The 18,574-nt window shown below is 29.1% G+C and carries 14 protein-coding genes; all 14 read left to right on the forward strand.

The genetic code is table 11. The features are described 5' to 3' along the window. Positions 1-23 precede the first annotated feature (23 nt). Complete coding sequence (locus CRV01_RS09830) at positions 24-923, forward strand: Ni/Fe hydrogenase (protein WP_129008032.1); 900 nt, start codon at positions 24-26, stop codon at positions 921-923. Beyond that, on the forward strand, positions 920-2,275 hold the full coding sequence (locus CRV01_RS09835) for a nickel-dependent hydrogenase large subunit (RefSeq protein ID WP_129008033.1): 1,356 nt from the start codon (positions 920-922) through the stop codon (positions 2,273-2,275). The genes CRV01_RS09830 and CRV01_RS09835 overlap by 4 nt, the downstream gene beginning before the upstream one ends. Positions 2,276-2,523: 248 nt before the next feature. Then, complete coding sequence (locus tag CRV01_RS09840) at positions 2,524-3,762, forward strand: hydrogenase small subunit (RefSeq protein ID WP_129008034.1); 1,239 nt, start codon at positions 2,524-2,526, stop codon at positions 3,760-3,762. A gap of 2 nt (positions 3,763-3,764) precedes the next feature. Next, complete coding sequence (locus tag CRV01_RS09845; RefSeq protein WP_258238385.1) at positions 3,765-5,501, forward strand: nickel-dependent hydrogenase large subunit; 1,737 nt, start codon at positions 3,765-3,767, stop codon at positions 5,499-5,501. 1 nt (position 5,502) lies between these two features. Continuing rightward, positions 5,503-6,225, forward strand: coding sequence for a cytochrome b/b6 domain-containing protein (locus CRV01_RS09850; protein ID WP_129008036.1), 723 nt, complete (start codon positions 5,503-5,505; stop codon positions 6,223-6,225). 119 nt (positions 6,226-6,344) lie between these two features. Then, complete coding sequence (locus CRV01_RS09855; protein WP_129008037.1) at positions 6,345-6,920, forward strand: HyaD/HybD family hydrogenase maturation endopeptidase; 576 nt, start codon at positions 6,345-6,347, stop codon at positions 6,918-6,920. Further along, the gene (locus tag CRV01_RS09860) at positions 6,911-8,446 is read left to right on the forward strand and encodes a hypothetical protein (protein ID WP_129008038.1); all 1,536 of its coding nucleotides are present in this window, start codon (positions 6,911-6,913) and stop codon (positions 8,444-8,446) included. The genes CRV01_RS09855 and CRV01_RS09860 overlap by 10 nt, the downstream gene beginning before the upstream one ends. A gap of 167 nt (positions 8,447-8,613) precedes the next feature. Then, complete coding sequence (locus CRV01_RS09865; RefSeq protein ID WP_129008039.1) at positions 8,614-9,774, forward strand: hydrogenase small subunit; 1,161 nt, start codon at positions 8,614-8,616, stop codon at positions 9,772-9,774. A gap of 3 nt (positions 9,775-9,777) precedes the next feature. Further along, positions 9,778-11,508 carry a nickel-dependent hydrogenase large subunit gene (locus CRV01_RS09870; RefSeq protein WP_129008040.1) on the forward strand — a complete coding sequence of 577 codons (1,731 nt, stop codon included), beginning with the start codon at positions 9,778-9,780 and terminating at the stop codon, positions 11,506-11,508. A gap of 9 nt (positions 11,509-11,517) precedes the next feature. Further along, the gene (gene cybH, locus CRV01_RS09875; protein WP_129008041.1) at positions 11,518-12,183 is read left to right on the forward strand and encodes a Ni/Fe-hydrogenase, b-type cytochrome subunit; all 666 of its coding nucleotides are present in this window, start codon (positions 11,518-11,520) and stop codon (positions 12,181-12,183) included. Beyond that, positions 12,183-12,743, forward strand: coding sequence for a HyaD/HybD family hydrogenase maturation endopeptidase (locus CRV01_RS09880; protein WP_164970046.1), 561 nt, complete (start codon positions 12,183-12,185; stop codon positions 12,741-12,743). The genes cybH and CRV01_RS09880 overlap by 1 nt, the downstream gene beginning before the upstream one ends. Continuing rightward, the gene (locus CRV01_RS09885; RefSeq protein WP_129008043.1) at positions 12,727-14,355 is read left to right on the forward strand and encodes a hypothetical protein; all 1,629 of its coding nucleotides are present in this window, start codon (positions 12,727-12,729) and stop codon (positions 14,353-14,355) included. The genes CRV01_RS09880 and CRV01_RS09885 overlap by 17 nt, the downstream gene beginning before the upstream one ends. Positions 14,356-14,382: 27 nt before the next feature. Beyond that, positions 14,383-16,272, forward strand: a complete 1,890-nt coding sequence (locus CRV01_RS09890; RefSeq protein ID WP_129008044.1) for a TIGR00341 family protein — start codon at positions 14,383-14,385, stop codon at positions 16,270-16,272. Positions 16,273-16,281: 9 nt separating this feature from the next. After that, the gene (gene hypF / locus CRV01_RS09895; RefSeq protein WP_129008045.1) at positions 16,282-18,507 is read left to right on the forward strand and encodes a carbamoyltransferase HypF; all 2,226 of its coding nucleotides are present in this window, start codon (positions 16,282-16,284) and stop codon (positions 18,505-18,507) included. The last annotated feature ends 67 nt before the right edge of the window (positions 18,508-18,574 follow it).

Raw genomic sequence — 18,574 nt, forward strand, 5'->3', positions numbered from 1 at the left:
TTTTAGAAAGTAGTTTTTTGGTAATGAATAATAAAATTAAAAAACCAAAAATAGTTTGGCTACAAGCTATAACATGTAATGGCAATACACACTCATTATTAAGTGCAAATGCAAACAGATTAAAACTATTTTTAGATAGTTTTGACTTAGTTTATCATCCTTCTTTAACTACTGATACTTTATTAAATGACTTATTAATAGAAAAAAATGAAATTGACTTTTTACTTGTTGAAGGTGCTATTACTTCAAATAAAGATTTCTTTCAAATATCAGACCAAGGTATAAATGAAGCTTTAAAAAAGCTTGTTTTAAAATCAAAGTATTTAATAGCAATTGGTTCTTGTGCCTCGTATGGAGGAGTTCATCAAAAATTTGAACAAAATGATGATATTTGTGGTTTAACTGATGCTTTAGATGAAACAGATATATCATATTTAACCCATCCAATTATAAATCTAACTGGTTGTCCTGTTCATCCTGAGTGGATATTTCAAACTTTGTTTTCTCTAAAAGAGTATAAAAAAGTTCCTTTAGATGAAAAAGGAAGACCTAAAGAGATTTACTCTTATTTAGCTCACCATGGTTGTACTAGAAATGAGTATTTTGAGTGGAAAGTTGAAGCAAAATCCTTTGGACTTAAAGAGGGATGTCTTTTTTATGAACAAGGATGTCGAGGTCCTATGACTCACTCAAATTGCAATAAAATACTTTGGAATGATGTAAATACAAAAACAAGAGCTGGTATGCCATGTATTGGTTGTACTGAGTTTGATTTCCCTAGAAATAATATGCTTGAAACAAAAAAGAATATAGGAATTCCTGATGAAGTGCCATTAGGAGTTACTAAAAGGGCATATCTTTCATTAGCTGGTGTTGCAAAGACTTTTAAAATAGATAGATTGAATGAAAAGATTATTAAATGAAAACTGTAGATATAGTAGAAAGAATAGAGGGCGAAGCAAAGCTTATTTGCCAATGGGATAAAGAAAAGATATCAGATGTAAAGATACAGTTTTTAAATTTTAGAGGTTTTGAGTTTATATTAAAAGATAAACCCATTTTAGATGCATTAGTTTATACTCCAAGAATTTGTGGTATTTGTGGACAAGCTCATTTAAAAGCAACAGTTGAAGCAATAGAAGACATCTATAAAAATCATAATGAAGAATTAACTCTAACAAACAAAGCAAAATTGCTTAGAGAGATAGGTTTAAATATTGAAATTATTGATTCACATATAAAGTGGTTTTATATGTTTATTATGCCTGATATTGTTAAGTTTTCAAATAATAGTTTAGAAGAGTATTCTGCATTAAAAGGAAAAAAATGGTTAGAAGCTTCAAGTATTGCAAGTGAAACTATCAAGTCTTTAGCTGTTATTGCAGGACAATGGCCTCATACTTCATATATGGTTCCAGGAGGAGTAGTTTCTGATCCTACATTATTAGATTTAGTAACTATGCAAAACTATATGGACCAAGCAATTAGATTTTATGAAAATAGTTTAATAGGTACTAATTTAGATACTTACCTTAGTTTTAATAAAAGTGAAGACTTGTACAAAGTAAAAGGTGATTTAAAAGATTTTATTACAATTTCTTTTGAAAATGGTTTTGAAAAAATTGGAAAATCATACAATAGACATTTGGTATTAGGAGATTCTCTTTCTTTTGAAAAAGGCAAAATAAGTAGAAAATTAACTAAAAATATTGATTATGAAAACATAGAAGAGTTTACTACAAATAGTTTTGATATTGACAAATCAAAAGTATCAAAAGAAGCATATACTTGGTCAAAAACTGCATTATATGCAAATAGTTTTTATGAAACAGGACCTCTTTCAAGAGCCGTAGTTCAAAATAGAAGTTTTGTAAGTGATATTCATAAACATTATAATGATTCAATGTTTACAAGAGTATTAGCACGAATGGATGAACTAGGCTTTTTACTTTCTAAAACAAAAGAGTTGATTCAACAAATAAATATAAATGAAGAATCTTTCATAAAACCAAAAGTTTCCCTAAAAGACTTTCATTACGGTATTGGTCAATCATCAGTAGAAGCCTGTAGGGGGTCTTTATATCATGATGTGGAAATTGAAAATGGAATTATTTCAAAATATGATGTTATAACACCTACTGTTTGGAACCTTGGACCTGGGATTGATAATAAACTTTCAACTTCACAAAAAGCAATAGTAGGAATAGACTCTTTAGAAAAAGCAAAGTTGATTTTAAGAAGTTTTGATGTTTGTTCTGTTTGTACAACTCACTAATTTTTGTTTCACTTTGAAACATATTAATAAAAAATAAAAAAAACTTTAATCGTTATAACACTTATGTATTATTAGAACTAATAATTCTCAATTAACGATATAAATGAACGTTCATTTTATCAATGCTATGTTTATGCTACTAATTCAACAAAAATAATCATTTTTAATAATTTTATATTAAGTAATTAATAGTTAATTTTACAATGATAATAAATGAATATTCATTTAAAACCTAAAAGGAGAAGGGGATGATTGATTCTCAAGAGATGGTAAAAAAAGTTTTTACCCAAAATTCCGCTAGAATTGATACAAATAAAGGTGATGCTTATTATAATTCACTTTTTGAAAAAGCAAAAAGTAGGTTATCAGCATTAAGAAAACAACCTGCACTTAAAGATATTGATCTGATGGAGGTTGTAGAAAGTGAAGGTGTAAATAGAAGAGATTTTATGAAGTGGGCAAGTGCAACAACTGCAACACTAATGTTACCTCCTATGTTTACTCCTTTAGTTGCTGAAGCAACAGAACTAATGAATAGAGTTCCTGTTGTATGGATTGAGTTACAAGACTGTGCTGGTAACTCAGAAGCTATTTTAAGATCAGCTACTCCAACTGTAGATGATCTACTTTTTGATGTACTATCTTTAGAGTATCATCATACTTTACAAGCTGCTTCAGGTCATCAAGCTGAACATCAGTTAGAAGATGCAATTCATACTTTTAAAGGGAAATATTTACTATTTGTTGAAGGTGCAATTCCAAAAGCAATGAATGGTCAATATGGAACAATTGGTCCTGGTGGTGAAACTTTTGAAGAGAATCTTAATAGACTATCTAAAGATGCTGCTGCTGTAGTTGCAGTTGGTACATGTGCTACCTTCGGTGGTATTCCAGCTGCTGCTCCAAATCCAACAGGTGCCGTTGGTGTAATGGATATTGTAAAAGGTAAGCCAATTGTTAATATTCCTGCCTGTCCAGCAAATCCTGCAAATATGGTTGGTGTAGTATTACACTATGTATTAACAGGTCAAGTTCCTGAGTTAGACTCTTTATTAAGACCTAAATTTGCATTTGGGTATAGAATTCACGATAACTGTGAGAGAAGAGCACACTTTGATGCAGGTGAATATGTAGAAGAGTGGGGCGATGAAGGTGCTAAAAATAACTGGTGTCTATATAAAATGGGTTGTAAAGGACCTATGACATTTAATAACTGTTCTATTATTAGATATAACGAAGGTGCAAACTGGCCAATTGGTGTAGGTCGTGGTTGTATCGGTTGTTCTGAACCAGACTTCTGGGATAAATATGCATATGAAAGACCAATGGCAGATGCAAATATCAAAGCTCCTACAGGTGGAGTAGAAAAAACTGTTGATGAGTTTGGTCTAGGGTTATTAACAGCTACATCAATTGGTATTGGTGTACATGCAGTTGCTAGTGCGGTTGCAGGGAAAAGAACAGTTCATAGTGAAGATGAGGAATAATAATGAGTAAACATGTAGTAATAGATCCAATAACAAGAATTGAAGGACATCTTAGAATTGAAGCTGTAATTGATGATAACAATATTATTCAAGAAGCTTATAGTTCATCAACGATGTTTAGAGGTATTGAAGAAATTTTAAAAGGTAGAGATCCAAGAGATTGTGGTCTTTTAGCTATGAGAATTTGTGGTGTATGTACTGGAACTCACTATCAAAGAAGTATTGAAGCTGTTGAACATGCATTTAATGTAACTATTCCAAAGAATGCAAGGATTGTAAGAAACCTAATGCAAGGTGGATTATATATTCATGACCATATTGTTCACTTCTATCACTTACATGCTCTTGACTGGGTAGATATTACAAAAGCTTTAGAAGCAGACCCAAAGAAAACTGTAGAAGAAGCACAAAAATGGGCTAAACTTTCAGGTCAAAGAGCTTGGAATGCAAGTGAAGATAATTATGCAGCAGTTCAAGAAAGAGTTACGAAGTATGTAAAACAAGGAAGACTTGGAATTTTTGGAAATGCATATTGGGGAAGTAAAGCATATAAGTTAACTCCTGAGCAAAATCTAATTGGTCTTTCTCACTATTTAGATGCTTTAGACTTACAAAGAGAAGTAGCAAAAGCACAGGCTATTTTTGGTGGTAAAAACCCTCATCCACAATCAATTGTTGTTGGTGGAGTAACTTGTGTTCAAGATATTAAAAATCCAGTAAGAGTTGCTGAGTTCAAAGATATTATTCAAAAAGCACTTAAGTTTACAAAAGAAGCATATTTACCAGATGTATATATGGCAGGAACAATGTATGCTGATGAAGCACTTGAAGGTGTTGGTGCTGGTATTGGTAACTTTATGTCATATGGTGATTTTAATTTAGATGATTTACCATTTTATAAGTCATCAAAGCTATTCCCATCAGGTATAGTAATGAATAAAGACTTATCAAAAGTTTATGAATTAGACCAAACAAAAATTACAGAAGATGTAACTCATGCTTGGTATGAAGGTACAACAAATAAACACCCATATGATGGTGTTACTAATCCTAAATATACTGGATTTAGAGAGAAAAAAGATGGTATTGCTTATTTAGATACTGACAATAAATACTCTTGGATTAAATCTCCATTATATGATGATGAAAGAATGGAAGTTGGTCCATTAGCAAGAATGGTTGTTGGTGTTGCAAAAGGTGATAAAAAAATCACTGATCACGTAACTAAGTTCTTAAAAAATGGAAACCTTCCTACAAAAGTTCTTTTCTCTACTGTAGGAAGAACAGCTGCAAGGGCTATTGAAACTGAGTTAATGTGTGAAGAAGTTATCAACTGGTGTGATGAGTTAGCTGTTAATGTTGCAAATGGTGATTTATCTACTTGGACTGAATTTGATTTTGATAAAGTAGCAAAAGACGCTCAAGGATTTGGGATGGCTGAAGCACCAAGAGGTAGTTTAGGTCACTGGGTTAAAATAAAAGATGGAAAAGTAGTAAACTATCAAGCAGTTGTTCCTTCAACTTGGAATGCTGCACCAAAAGATTACAAAGGAAGACTAGGAGCATATGAAGCTTCTTTAGTTGGAACCAAAGTTGTTAATCCTGATGAACCTTTAGAAATTATTAGAACAGTGCATAGTTTTGATCCTTGTATTGCTTGTGCAGTTCATATTGTAGATACGAATGGAAAAGAACTGGCAGTTTATAAAGTAGATCCTGTAGGAGGATGCCGTGCCTAAAATGAAGCGGGTTGAAAGAATGACCCCAATCATGCGAATCATTCACTGGACGAATGCTATTTGTATGATTGTTGCGGTTGCAACCGGGCTATATATTGGATATCCATACTATCAAACATTAATTGCTGATCCAGCAGTAGATAAATATGTTATGGCATGGAATAGATGGGGACATTTCATCGCTGCAATTATTTTTGATGTTACAGCAATCTTAATTGGGTATTTATATCTTTTTTCAAGGTTTGAAAAGCCTTATAGAAAGATTTTACCTACAAAGAAAAACTTTATTGAGTTTTGTGAAGTGTTCTTTAACTTAATGACATTCAATAGAAGAAAGAAGTTTGATACGGAGTATAGTGATTCATATAATATTATGTTCTTTACTCTATTTCATATTCTATTAGTTTTTATGTTATTAACTGGTCTTCAGATGTATGTTCATGGGTTAGCATCTGGACATAGTTCTATTGGAGCTTGGTGGCCTTGGATATTACATCTTACAACTGATTGGACTTTAACTGTATTTGGTGGAAATATGGGAGTTAGAATAGCTCACCACACAGCCATGTATTTAATTCTTATGTGGGTTATGTGTCATATTTATTATCAAATATGGAGAACAATTTTTTGGAGAGAAGGTGACATCAATATTGTATTTGGTGGAACAAAGTTTGTTAATAAAAATATTGTTAACTCTAAAGGTGAAGTAGAAAAAAAAGACTAAGATAGTTTTATTTTTACTTTAAGGGGCTATGGCTACAATGTCATAGCCTTTTTTTATGAAAATTTATTACAGTTAATAGTTTTGATTGGTATAAGTTTTTAAATTTAATAGGGATTTTTATGAAGAATATTGTAATTGGGGTTGGAAATGTGTTATTTAAAGATGAAGGAGTGGGAATTTATGCTTCTAAGTTTTTACAGCAAAATTATAAATTTGATGATAGTTTAGAGATTATTGATGGAGGAACTTTAGGATTTAAATTAATGACATACTTTCAAGAATACGATAATGTTATTATTTTAGATACTGTTTCAGTTGAAGATGAGTCAGGGTCTATTTATAGACTTCCTTCAGAGGTTTTACTTGGAATGGGACAATATAGAAAAACAGCCCATGAAGTAGAAATTGTAGAGATGCTTGAAATATGTTCTGTTTTAGATAAACATGCAACAGTTACTATTTTAGGTATTATTCCTGAAGATATAGAGTCTGTAGAAATAGGCTTAACTTCAACATTAGAGCAGAAGTTTGATGGTCTTATTTCTCAAGCTTTAGAAGAGATTGAGAATATTGGTGTAAAAATAGAAAAAGTTGATAATAAAAATTTAAAAACTATCGCACAAGAGTTAATTGGAAGCTATAATGGCGAACATCTAACACGAATTCCTAATGAGGAAGATACGACATGGAATTAATTTATAAAATAGATTTTAATACTACAAACTTTTATTTTAAACATATTATTGATGATTTAATAAATAAAACAAAAATAGAAGCTACATGTAAAATGTATAGAGGCTTTATTCTTCTAGTTTGTGAAGATAAGCCAGAAAAAATTGAAGAATTTTTTAAAGTTCTTGAAGAAAATTTACCTTTATCAATATTTATATCAAATGCACAAGTTGTAGAAAACTTTGATTTTGATGCCTTTACTGAGTTAGAAGAACAAGATGTAAAACTAAATCTTTCATTACTTACAAATGATGAAATTACTAAAACTATAAATGAAAATAATATTGATTTTTCAAATGATATTGATAAAATAAAGTCTGGTGGAGTATCAAGATTTGAAACGCACAATGGACTAAAAGATCTGTTTTTACCCTCTACAAAGTTAAGGGAAGAGTTTGAATCAAAGGGTTATGAGGTAAAACTTCTAATCACAAATATAAACAATATTTCAAAGCTAGTAGATATTTCGCAAAAAGATTTACAACTTTTATGTTCTATTGAAAGGCCACTTGTAAAGTTGAAATTTAAACTTCTACAAAATGCAAAGGGTGAATTTTCAAATACAAGATTTATCTATGCAAAAATTGCAGATGACAAAGAGACCTTACTCTTTTCACAAGCTTTAAAAGAAAAAGGAATTGATTATTTACTTTATGTAAATGATGATGTTTACCAAGATGGTTTAAAAGTTACATATAATGAAGAACAAAACATAATAATTCATGGTGAAAAAGGGCTTTTCCCTAAATATGATTATGACTTAAAAAGAAGAGTTAACTCAAGTGAAGACTATTTTGATGAGTATGGTTCTGTTTATAAAGCTTGCATTGCACAATTTAATAAAAGGCTAGTCCCTACAATTGGAGCATATTTTTCATATACAAGTTGTGAATCAGCTATTAAAATAAATAGTGTAGAACATGGAGAAAAAACTATTGTGGAAATTCCAAATGTAGTTAATAATATTGAAAAATGTTTTGAAGATATTAGAAGTATTGATGAAAATACTAATAGATTAATTGATAATTACGAAAAGAAATTTCCAAAATATTTTGAAAAAGAGTTCATAGATAAAGATGCTGATGGATTTGAAGCTATTTTAAATATGCTTGCATATTGTTTAGGAATGAAAGATTATAAACAATTTGAAGATACTGCTTTGATGTTTGCAGGGAAAAGTGGACTTCAAATAGATATGAAAGTTATGCAAATAGATGGTAAAAACTATTTAGATTATCGAAGAATCATCCAAAGTACTTTAAGTTACAAGATGGCAGATGTTGAAAACACTTTATTAGCATACTCTTTTTATGAATCATTATGTGATTTTATTTCTGATAATGTTACTGAGATTCAAAGTGATTTTAATGCCAAAGATATAATTCTATGTGGAGATATTTTTGCTAATTCAATTCTACTTTCTAAATTAAAGAAAAAATTAAATACAGTTAACACACTTATTCCAAAAGAATACCCGCTAGATTACTAAAAAATTTACAAAAAATTGGCTCATAGTTACAAAATGAGTCAATTTCTTAAAAAAATGAATATTCATTCAATTATTTTGATTTCGGTCAAGAAACTTTAACCTTTTCTAGTATAGAATTTCATAAATATAAAAAAATGAATATTCATTCATTAAGCGAAGGATGAATTTTGCAAGAGCAAAGATTATACGAAAAACTTACTAAAAGGTTAAGTGATTTAGAAAAGCTTCCTAGACTTAAAGAAGAAAAGTCTATTGAGCGTCACTTAGAGGAAAAAGGTGTTTCAAGAAGAGATTTTATGAAATGGGCTACAGCTATTACTGCTATGTTAGCTCTTCCTGGTTCTTTTACACCACTTGTTGCAAAAGCTGCTAAATTAAGTGATAGGCTTCCTATTATCTGGTTACACATGGCTGAGTGTACAGGATGTAGTGAATCACTTTTAAGAACAGATGCTCCTACAATTGACTCATTGATTTTTGATTATATTTCATTAGAGTATCACGAGACATTAATGGCAGCAGCAGGTTGGCAAGCTGAAGGAAACTTGGAAAATGCAATTGAAACTTATAAAGGTCAATATATTTTAATGGTAGAAGGTGGGATTCCTTCTGGAAATAGTGCACACTATTTAACTATTGGAGGTCATGGACATACTGGTGAGTATTCTGCAAAAAAAGCATCTAAAAATGCAGCAGCAATTTTTGCTATTGGTACATGTTCTTCATATGGTGGAGTTCAAGCTGCTATTCCAAATCCTACAGGAGCAGTATCTCTTTCTAAAGTTACTGATAAACCAGTTATTAATGTTCCAGGTTGTCCACCAAGTGAGAAAAATATTGTTGGAACTTTATTGCATTATATTCTTTATGGAACACTTCCTGCCCTTGATGCATACAATAGACCAAAATGGGCTTATGCAAATAGAGTTCATGATTTATGTGAAAGAAGAGGTCACTTTGATGCTGGAGAATTTGTAGAAGAGTTTGGGGATGAAGGTGCTAAAAAAGGATATTGTTTATATAAAGTAGGGTGTAAAGGACCTTATACTTTTAATAACTGTTCAAAAAATAAATTTAACTCACATATGTCTTGGCCTATTCAAGCAGGTCATGGGTGTATTGGTTGTAGTGAACCTGATTTTTGGGATACTATGGGACCATTTGAAGAACCAGTTGCAAATAGGTTATACAATACTGTATTTGAAGGTTTAGGTGCAGATTCAACAGCAGATAAAATTGGTGTTGGATTATTAACAGTAACTGGTATTGGTATTGCAGCGCATGCAGCTATTTCTAAATTTAAAAATCCAAAAGATGGTGAGGAGTAAAATATGGCAAATAAAAGAGTAGTAGTAGACCCAATTACTAGGATTGAAGGACACTTAAGAATTGAGGTTGAAGTTGATGAAAATAATGTTATTCAAAATGCTTACTCTACATCAACACTTTGGAGAGGTTTAGAAACTATTGTTAAAAATAGAGATCCTAGAGATGCAGGTTTCTTAATGCAAAGAATTTGTGGTGTTTGTACTTTCTCTCATTATAGAGCAGGAATTGAAGCAGTTGAAGATGCACTTGGTATTGTTCCTCCTTTAAATGCAAAGTTAACTAGGTCTTTAATGAATATGGCTTTATTTATGCATGACCATGTTGTACACTTTTACCATTTACATGGACTTGATTGGGTTGATGTTGTTTCAGCACTTGATGCAGACCCTGCAAAAGCTTCTAAAGAGGCATTTAAATATGCAGAACTACCAATTGCAACAGGTGAAAATGACCTTAAAAAAGTTAAAAAAAGAGTGAAAGAATTTGTAGATAAAGGACAACTAGGACCTTTTGCAAATGCTTATTGGGGACATAAAACTTATAGATTAACTCCTGAGCAAAACTTAATCCTTTTATCTCACTATTTAAAAGCTTTAGAGGTACAAAGAGATTTAGCAAAACTTATGGCTATGTTTGGTGGTAAACAACCACATCCACAAAGTTTAACTGTTGGTGGTGTAACTTGTGTAATGGATTTATTAGACCCAAGTAGAATGGGTGAATATTTAACATTGTTTAAAGTTGGTGTAGAGTTTATCGAAAATGCATATCAAGCTGATGTTGTTATGGCTGCTAAAATGTATAAAGATGAGCCATCAGTAACTGAACAAGCTGGAGTTATGAACTTTATGGCTCATAAAGAGATGCAATTAAATAGAACGGAGTTCTTATTTGACACAGGTATTATTGAAAATGGAGATTTATCAAAAGTATTTGATATCAATGAGGATTTAATTACAGAAGAAGCAACTCACTCTTGGTATGCTGATAATGAAGCATTACATCCATACAATGGTAAAACAAATCCTAATTATACTGGATTTAAAGATATGGATACAGTTGGACCAGATGGAAAAATGATTCATTCTAAAGTAATTGATGAAAAAGGTAAATACTCTTGGATAAAATCTCCTAGATATGATGGTAAACCAATGGAAGTTGGACCATTAGCAGCTATTTTAATCTCTTATGCAAAAGGAAATGAAAAGATTGTTCCACTTGTAGATGATTTCTTAACAAGAACAGGTCTTCCAAAAGCTGCACTATTTACAACTTTAGGAAGAACAGCAGCAAGAATGATTCAAGCAAGAGCAATTGCAAAACATGGATTAGAAGCATTTCATACCTTAATTGAGAATTTAAAAGTTGACCAAGATACTTATGCTTCATATAAAATTGACAAAGATAAAGAGTATAGAGGAAGATTTATTGGTGATGTTCCAAGGGGTATGCTTTCTCACTGGATTAGAATTAAAAATGGAGTTGTAGAAAATTACCAAGCAGTTGTTCCTTCAACTTGGAATGCAGGACCAATTGATTCATTAGGACAAATTGGACCTTATGAAGCGAATTTAGTTGGACTAAAAGTTCAAGACTTATCTCAACCTTTAGAAATTATAAGAGTTATTCACTCTTTTGATCCTTGTATTGCTTGTGCAGTTCATGTGATGGATAAAAAAGGTAATGATTTAGGAACATACAAAGTAGATCCAATTTATGGACTATCTTGTTAAGGGGTAATCATGATTAAAAAACATTATGAGTTCTCATTTTGGGTTAGAGTTACTCACTGGGTAAGAGCTATAACTATAGTAGTTCTTACTTTCACTGGGTTTTATATTGCAATTCCTTTTATTGCACCAGCACTTAATCAAGGAGAACCAAATAATTATTTATATGCTTTAATGAGATCTTGGCATATTATTTTTGGTTTCCTTTTAATTGCAGTTACAATTGGAAAGTTTTATCTATTTATTTTTGATAAGCAAAGTCAAATTGAAAGAGTATCTTTTTTAGATTTTATAAATCCAAAGGTTTGGGTAAAACAAATTAAATATTATATGTTAATAGGAAAACATGCAAGATTAAAAGGGGTTTATAATCCTTTACAATTTGTTGCTTATTTAGGTGTATATATTACTTTAATTGTAATTTGTGTTACAGGTTTAATTTTACATATGCATGTTTATCATGAAGGTTTAGGTGGATTTTTATTTGAGTTTTTAAGACCATTAGAAGTTATGATAGGTTCCCTTGCAATGGTTAGGGAAATTCATCATATAGCTATGTGGTTTTTTATTGTATTTTTACCAATACATATTTATCTTGCTATATTTAACTCTATTTATGGAAAAAGTGGAGCAATGGATTCTATTGTTTCTGGATATAAATGGGAAGAAGAACATTAATGAATGTTTTAATATTAGGAATAGGAAATATCCTATTCCAAGATGAAGGAATAGGGGCTCATTTTATTCACTATTTAGATGAAAAGTATGAGTTTGAATCAAAAGATTCTACTGTTAGTATTGTAGATGGTGGAACTTTAGCACAAAGACTTATTCCAGAAATTGTAAAGTATGATGAGGTTATTGTAGTTGACTGTATTGATGCATATGACTCAATACCTGGAGATGTTTATTTTTTTGATTATCACAAGGCTCCTTCACATATCAATTGGCAAGGAAGTGCCCATGAAGTAGAAATGCTTCAAACACTAAATATGATTGATATGAATAAAGATTTACCAAAAACAAATGTATTAGGAGTTATTCCAAAAAGAGTAGCTGATGATACTACCTTTGAATTGAGTAAAGAAATAATTAGTGCTGTCAAGCTAATGGAAGAAGTGGTAATCAAACATCTTAATTCTTTAGATATAAAAACAAAAATAAAAAATGAAATAACAATAGAGCATATAGCTCAAATATCTTTTAAAAGGGACATAATAAATGGTCCTAAAATTTAAGTTTAAATATGAAGCCACAAATAAAACTTATGTAAATATTTTACACTCTTTTATAAAAAATCATGAATGTGAATATAAAATCTTGCAGGATTTGGAGCATGTTTATTTATTAGTTGAAGCAAAAGAGGAAGTTTTAGAAGAAGTATCCAATAACTTATCTAAATACTTACCAATGTCAATTTACTATGAAGGACTTGAGGTTGACGTTGTAAAAACTATGCCAAAGCTTGAAAGTGTAAAAGCTGAAGAGCAAGCATTAAACTCTTTTTGTCCTACTTGTTTAGAAGAAGTTGAAAATGAAAAGGGTGTAAATTATTATAATGCTTTTAAATTTTGCAAGGCCTGTAAAACATTTGAAAATGCAACATTTTTATTAGATGAAAAAGAAGAAAAATCTTCAAAAAAGCTTTTTAAAAAAGTAGCCTCTTTAATAAATGATAATAAAAAAATCAAAATAAAAACAATTAGCGGAACTTTTGTTTTTCAAAAACTTGAATTTTTAGATAAGAGTAAAACAATTTTATGTACAAATTTAAAAAATATCTCATCTTTAGTTGTTGAGCAAAAACAATCAATAGTAGCGCTAGCAAGTATTGAAAAGCCTCTTATTACTTTTAGGATAAATGAAATTTATAAGATGAAAGAAAAAGTTTCTAAAGAGTATATAGATATAAGAGTTGCAAATGATTTAACTCTTTATTTACTTTCAAAAGAGCTTGAAAAATATAAAATAGATTTTTTACAAATTGAAGATGAAAACTCTTCTTATAATTCTTTTTTAGATGTAAAAACTGAGGATAAAGTAAATATAGATATTCCTAAAATAATGTATTGCGAAAATAGAAAGTTTATTCTTTCTTCAAATACTTATTCAAAAAACCTTGATCTTGTTTATAATAGATTTGAAGAAAAAAATAAAGCTCAATTTATGACTATTTTGTCAGAAAATATGCTTTTTGATAAAGCTATCTTAAACTTTTATATCTCAAATAAAAATGATGATAGGTTTACTTTTTATTCTGAAGAATTAAATGGTTTTGTTGATATTTCAACAAACTTTTCTTTACCTAAAGATATGAATGAATTATATAAACAAATAAGTGAATCTAAAAGTGGAGATAGGCTTTTAGAAAATTATAAAGAGAAGTTTCCATTAGAGTATGAAAACTCTCTATCTTTAGATTTAGAATCAATAAAGACAAACTCTTTTTTATCATATTTTAAAGTAGCAAAAGAGATTTTAGGTTTTGAAAATGATATTTTAACAAATGCAAAAAATTGTCATTTAGAAAAAGGACCTAGAGTTGATTTTAAAATGATAGAGAATGAAAAACTTTCTTTAAGAGAGTTTGATTATGTTTCTATGTTTAAATCAGCAATGAGTTTTAAACTTGCAGGAGTTGATGAAGTTACTTTATCATTAGGTTTTATTGATAGTTTAGCTAGTTTTATTGCAAATGAAGTTGATACGGTAAATGATCTTTATAGGGTTGAGGGTGTAAGTTTATGTGGTGATATGTTTACATATGATATATTTACTAAATTAGTTTTGAAAAATATTACAAAGAACTACAAAATCTATTTTAATAGGGAGTTTGTAATAGATAAATAAACTTTAAATACAAACTTTGGATTATTCATGTATAAAAAAATATATTTACTTTTTAGTGAAAATAGTAAAAATGCTCAAGATGAAATAAATAAATATCTCAAAGAAAAATATAAACTCAATATAACTGCTAGAAGCTATGAAAAGAAGATAAAAGAAAAAGATGCTCTTTATCTTCTTGATTTAAATGATAAAGAAATAAAAACTTTTTTTGAAGAACATATTGAAAATGATATTAATGTAGCTATTTTACCTAATGATGATGCACCTAATTGTATGTCAAACTATGGTATATCAAAAAATCTAGAAGAAGCATTAGATGATGCCTTAAACGAAGAATTATTAGCGAAAATAGATTTACTTAAGTGTAATGATGAAATTATTTTAAATAAAATAGAAATAGGCGATATGCATGGCATAAATAATTCAAATTTAAATACAAAATTTGATAAGTTAAAAACTTTTTTTAAAAATCTATTTAATATAAACTTTAAATCATATAAGTTTACAACTTCAGAAGATTATAGTTTTGAGACAGTTGCTTCGGGAATAATAATCTTAGAGCACTCTTTAAATAGTACCAATACTGCATTAAAAGATAAGTTATCTATTCAAGATGGGAAACTAAATGCTTTAATATTATCTCCTGGATCTGTTGTATCTTATTTCTTCTATTTAATTTTGATATTTTTTTATGAAAAAATTACTTTAGTATCTCGTCCTAAGAGTTTAGGCTTTATAAAAAGTAAGTCTTTAAAAATACAATCAAAAGCTTCTATGGATTATATTGCCGATGATATAGTGGTAAAAGATGTTAAAACTATAGAGGTTTTAGTTTTAAAAGATACTTTTAATCTACACTTAGGAAATAAGCTAAAAGAGTATATAAAAGATGAAGAAAATGAGGAAAAGGAAGTTATAGATGTAGATAACTTACCTAAAGAAGAGCTTAGTGAAGTTTTATTAAAAAAGAAATTACCTTTTCTTAAAAGAGCTTCTGAAGATGATTTCAAGGATTTATTTGTAACTCTTAAAAAAAGTTCAGAAATTACATTTATTTTCTCTACACTAATGATTTTAAGTAGTTTATTATCTACTACAGGATTATTTGCTAACTCTTCACCTGTTATTATTGGTGCTATGATTTTAGCTCCTTTAATGGCTCCTTTAATTTCCTTATCAATGGGTGTAATAAGAGCTAATAGTTTATTAATTATTCAAAGTGCAAAAACTTTAAGTTATGGAGTTTTTTTAGCTTTATTTGTCTCTTCGATTTTCACTTGTTTTATGCCTTTAGATGAAATAACTTATGAAATGGAAAGTAGATTACATCCTAATTTATTAGATTTATTTGTGGCAATCTTTTCTGGAATTGCAGGAGCTTATGCTAATTCAAAAGAAGATGTAATCAAGTCTTTAGCTGGCGTAGCAATAGCTGTTGCCTTAGTACCTCCTTTAAGTGTAACAGGTATTGGTATCGGATTAATGGACTTAGATATTATTTATGGAGCATTTTTACTTTTCCTTACTAACTTAGTTGGAATGACACTTAGTGCTTCTTTAACTTTTATTGTTTTAGGTTATGCTCCAATTAAAAAAGCGAAAAAAGGTTTAATTTACACATTTTTGTTATTAGTTCTTATTAGTGTACCATTATCAAATACTTTTGGGAAAATGGTAGAAAAAAATGAATTATCAAATAAAATAAAAGAGATAAAAAAAGTAAATATAAATGACAAAAGCATTGTTTTAAAACTTTTAGATGTAGAAAATAAAAAAGCTTATGTTTATGTAAGATTGGAGCTTATAAGCAATAGTTATACTAGCACTTTAGAGTATAAAGAGATAAAAAAAAGAATAGAAAAAAAATTAGATAGGAATATACTCCTAGAAGTGTCTTCAAAATTAATAGTTAATTAAAGTATTTATATGATAAGTAAAAAAATAAAAGTAAAAGGTATAGTTCAAGGGGTTGGATTTAGACCTTTTATATACAACTTAGCTCTTAAATATAATATAAAAGGTTGGGTTAATAATGATGAAAAAGGAGTAAATATTCTTACTTTTTCATCTAAAGAAAATATTGAAAATTTTATTAAACAGTTAAAACAAAATCCACCACCTTTGTCAAAAATAGACTCTATAGAAATTGAAGAATTAAATTCTACAAATAAATATACAAATTTTGAAATAAAAAAAAGTGAAACAAATAACAATAAATCAACAATTATAAGTCCTGATATGGCAGTTTGTCAAGATTGTATTGATGACATAAACAATGAATCAAATTTTAGAGCAAACTATGCTTTAACGAACTGTACTAATTGTGGACCAAGATACTCTATAATCAAAACAGTTCCTTATGATAGAGAAAATACTTCAATGGCAGAGTTTATACTTTGCGATTTTTGTAAAAAAGAGTATGAAGACCCTACAAACAGAAGATATCATGCTCAACCTGTTGCTTGTGAAAAATGTGGTCCACAAGTTAATCTCTATAATAAAAACAATAAAAAACTCTCTTCTTCTTTAGAAGCTATAAAAGAAGTTGCAACCCTAATAAATCAAGGTGAAATAGTTGCTATTAAAGGTTTAGGAGGGTTTCACTTAGTTTGTGATGCAACAAATGATAATGTAGTAAAAAAATTAAGAGAAAGAAAAAATAGACCTTCTAAACCTTTTGCAGTTATGTTTGAAGATATAGCTCAAACAAAAGAGTTTACAGACTTAACAAAAAAAGAAGAAGAGATAATTAACTCAAAAGAGAAGCCAATTACTTTAGTTAAAACTATTAGTTCAAAATTAAGTTCTCATGTTGCACCAAATATTGATAGGTTAGGATGTTTTCTTGCATATACACCTTTACATCATATACTTTTTAGGTATTTAGATAATCCAATAGTTGCAACAAGTGCAAATTTAAAAGATGAACCAATTATAAGGTTTAAAGATGAAGTTTTAGAAAAGCTAGGATATGTAGTTGATTTTGTTTTAGATTTTAATAGAGATATTATTAATGCCTGCGATGATTCCGTGGTACAAGTTGCAAATAATGATATTTCTATTTTAAGAAATGCAAGAGGTTACGCTCCTACTGCAATAAAACTAGAACAAAAGGTTTCTAAAAAAATATTAGCCTTAGGAGCTAATCAAAAATCAACTATTGCTTTAGCTTTTGAAGACAATCTTATATTATCACCTCATATTGGAGATTTAAATTCAATTGAGTCAATGGAATATTTTAAAAGAACTATTGATACTTTTAAAAGGTTTTATGATTTTGAAGCAGATGTAATTGTTTGTGATAAACATCCTAATTATGAAAGTTCTAAATGGGCGATGAGTTTAAATAAAGAGCTTGTTTTCGTGCAACATCATTATGCACATATTTTATCAACAATGGCAGAGTACAAACTAAAAGAAAAAGTTTTAGGTTTCGCTTTTGATGGTACTGGATATGGAGATGATGGAAATATTTGGGGAGGAGAAGTTTTTATTTGCGATAATAAGACTTATGAACGAACTTATCATCTAAAATATTTTAAACTTATAGGTGGAGAAAAAGCAGTAAAAGAACCTAAAAGAGTTGCTTTATCACTACTTTTTGATATTTTTTCTTTAGAAGAAGTTTTATGCTTAGATAATAGTGTTGTAAAGCAGTTTAATGAAAATGAAATAAAAATGCTTCATACTATTTGGCAAAAAGGTTTAAATAGCCCTTCTACAAGTTCTATTGGAAGATTGTTTGATGCAATTGCGTCTTTAACAAACCTTCTTCATAATCAAAGTTATGAAGGTGAAACTGGACTTGCAATTGAACAAAATTATGATAAAACTATTGTTGATAGTTTTGATTTTGAAATTATTGATAAAGAGATAGATTTATCTCTTATGATAAAACAGATATTAGAAGAAAAAGATATAAAAATTATTTGTTCAAAGTTTTTAAATACTTTAGTAAAAATAATTTTAGAAATTTCAAAAAAACATGAAAATTTACCATTGGTATTTAGTGGTGGAGTTTTTCAAAATAAAAGTTTATTGGAATTGTTATGTAAAGCTTTAGATGAAAAACAAATTAAATACTATTATTCTAAAGAAATTCCTTTAAATGATGGTGGCATTTCAATTGGTCAGGTTTATTACTTACTATAATCTCACATATTATAATAATATATAAAGAAAAATTATTTTAAAATAGATGACTTAAAAAAAAGGAACA

Origin of the sequence: Arcobacter sp. CECT 8983, from assembly GCF_004118855.1 — a bacterium.
Lineage (GTDB): Bacteria > Campylobacterota > Campylobacteria > Campylobacterales > Arcobacteraceae > Halarcobacter.

Excerpts from the sequence above, each read along its gene's own strand:
- CRV01_RS09830 (WP_129008032.1), top strand. The coding sequence starts at position 24 with ATGAATAATAAAATTAAAAAACCAAAAATAGTTTGGCTACAAGCTATA.
- CRV01_RS09835 (WP_129008033.1), top strand. The coding sequence starts at position 920 with ATGAAAACTGTAGATATAGTAGAAAGAATAGAGGGCGAAGCAAAGCTT.
- CRV01_RS09840 (WP_129008034.1), top strand. The coding sequence starts at position 2,524 with ATGATTGATTCTCAAGAGATGGTAAAAAAAGTTTTTACCCAAAATTCC.
- CRV01_RS09845 (WP_258238385.1), top strand. The coding sequence starts at position 3,765 with ATGAGTAAACATGTAGTAATAGATCCAATAACAAGAATTGAAGGACAT.
- CRV01_RS09850 (WP_129008036.1), top strand. The coding sequence starts at position 5,503 with ATGAAGCGGGTTGAAAGAATGACCCCAATCATGCGAATCATTCACTGG.
- CRV01_RS09855 (WP_129008037.1), top strand. The coding sequence starts at position 6,345 with ATGAAGAATATTGTAATTGGGGTTGGAAATGTGTTATTTAAAGATGAA.
- CRV01_RS09860 (WP_129008038.1), top strand. The coding sequence starts at position 6,911 with ATGGAATTAATTTATAAAATAGATTTTAATACTACAAACTTTTATTTT.
- CRV01_RS09870 (WP_129008040.1), top strand. The coding sequence starts at position 9,778 with ATGGCAAATAAAAGAGTAGTAGTAGACCCAATTACTAGGATTGAAGGA.
- cybH (WP_129008041.1), top strand. The coding sequence starts at position 11,518 with ATGATTAAAAAACATTATGAGTTCTCATTTTGGGTTAGAGTTACTCAC.
- CRV01_RS09880 (WP_164970046.1), top strand. The coding sequence starts at position 12,183 with ATGAATGTTTTAATATTAGGAATAGGAAATATCCTATTCCAAGATGAA.
- CRV01_RS09885 (WP_129008043.1), top strand. The coding sequence starts at position 12,727 with ATGGTCCTAAAATTTAAGTTTAAATATGAAGCCACAAATAAAACTTAT.
- CRV01_RS09890 (WP_129008044.1), top strand. The coding sequence starts at position 14,383 with ATGTATAAAAAAATATATTTACTTTTTAGTGAAAATAGTAAAAATGCT.
- hypF (WP_129008045.1), top strand. The coding sequence starts at position 16,282 with ATGATAAGTAAAAAAATAAAAGTAAAAGGTATAGTTCAAGGGGTTGGA.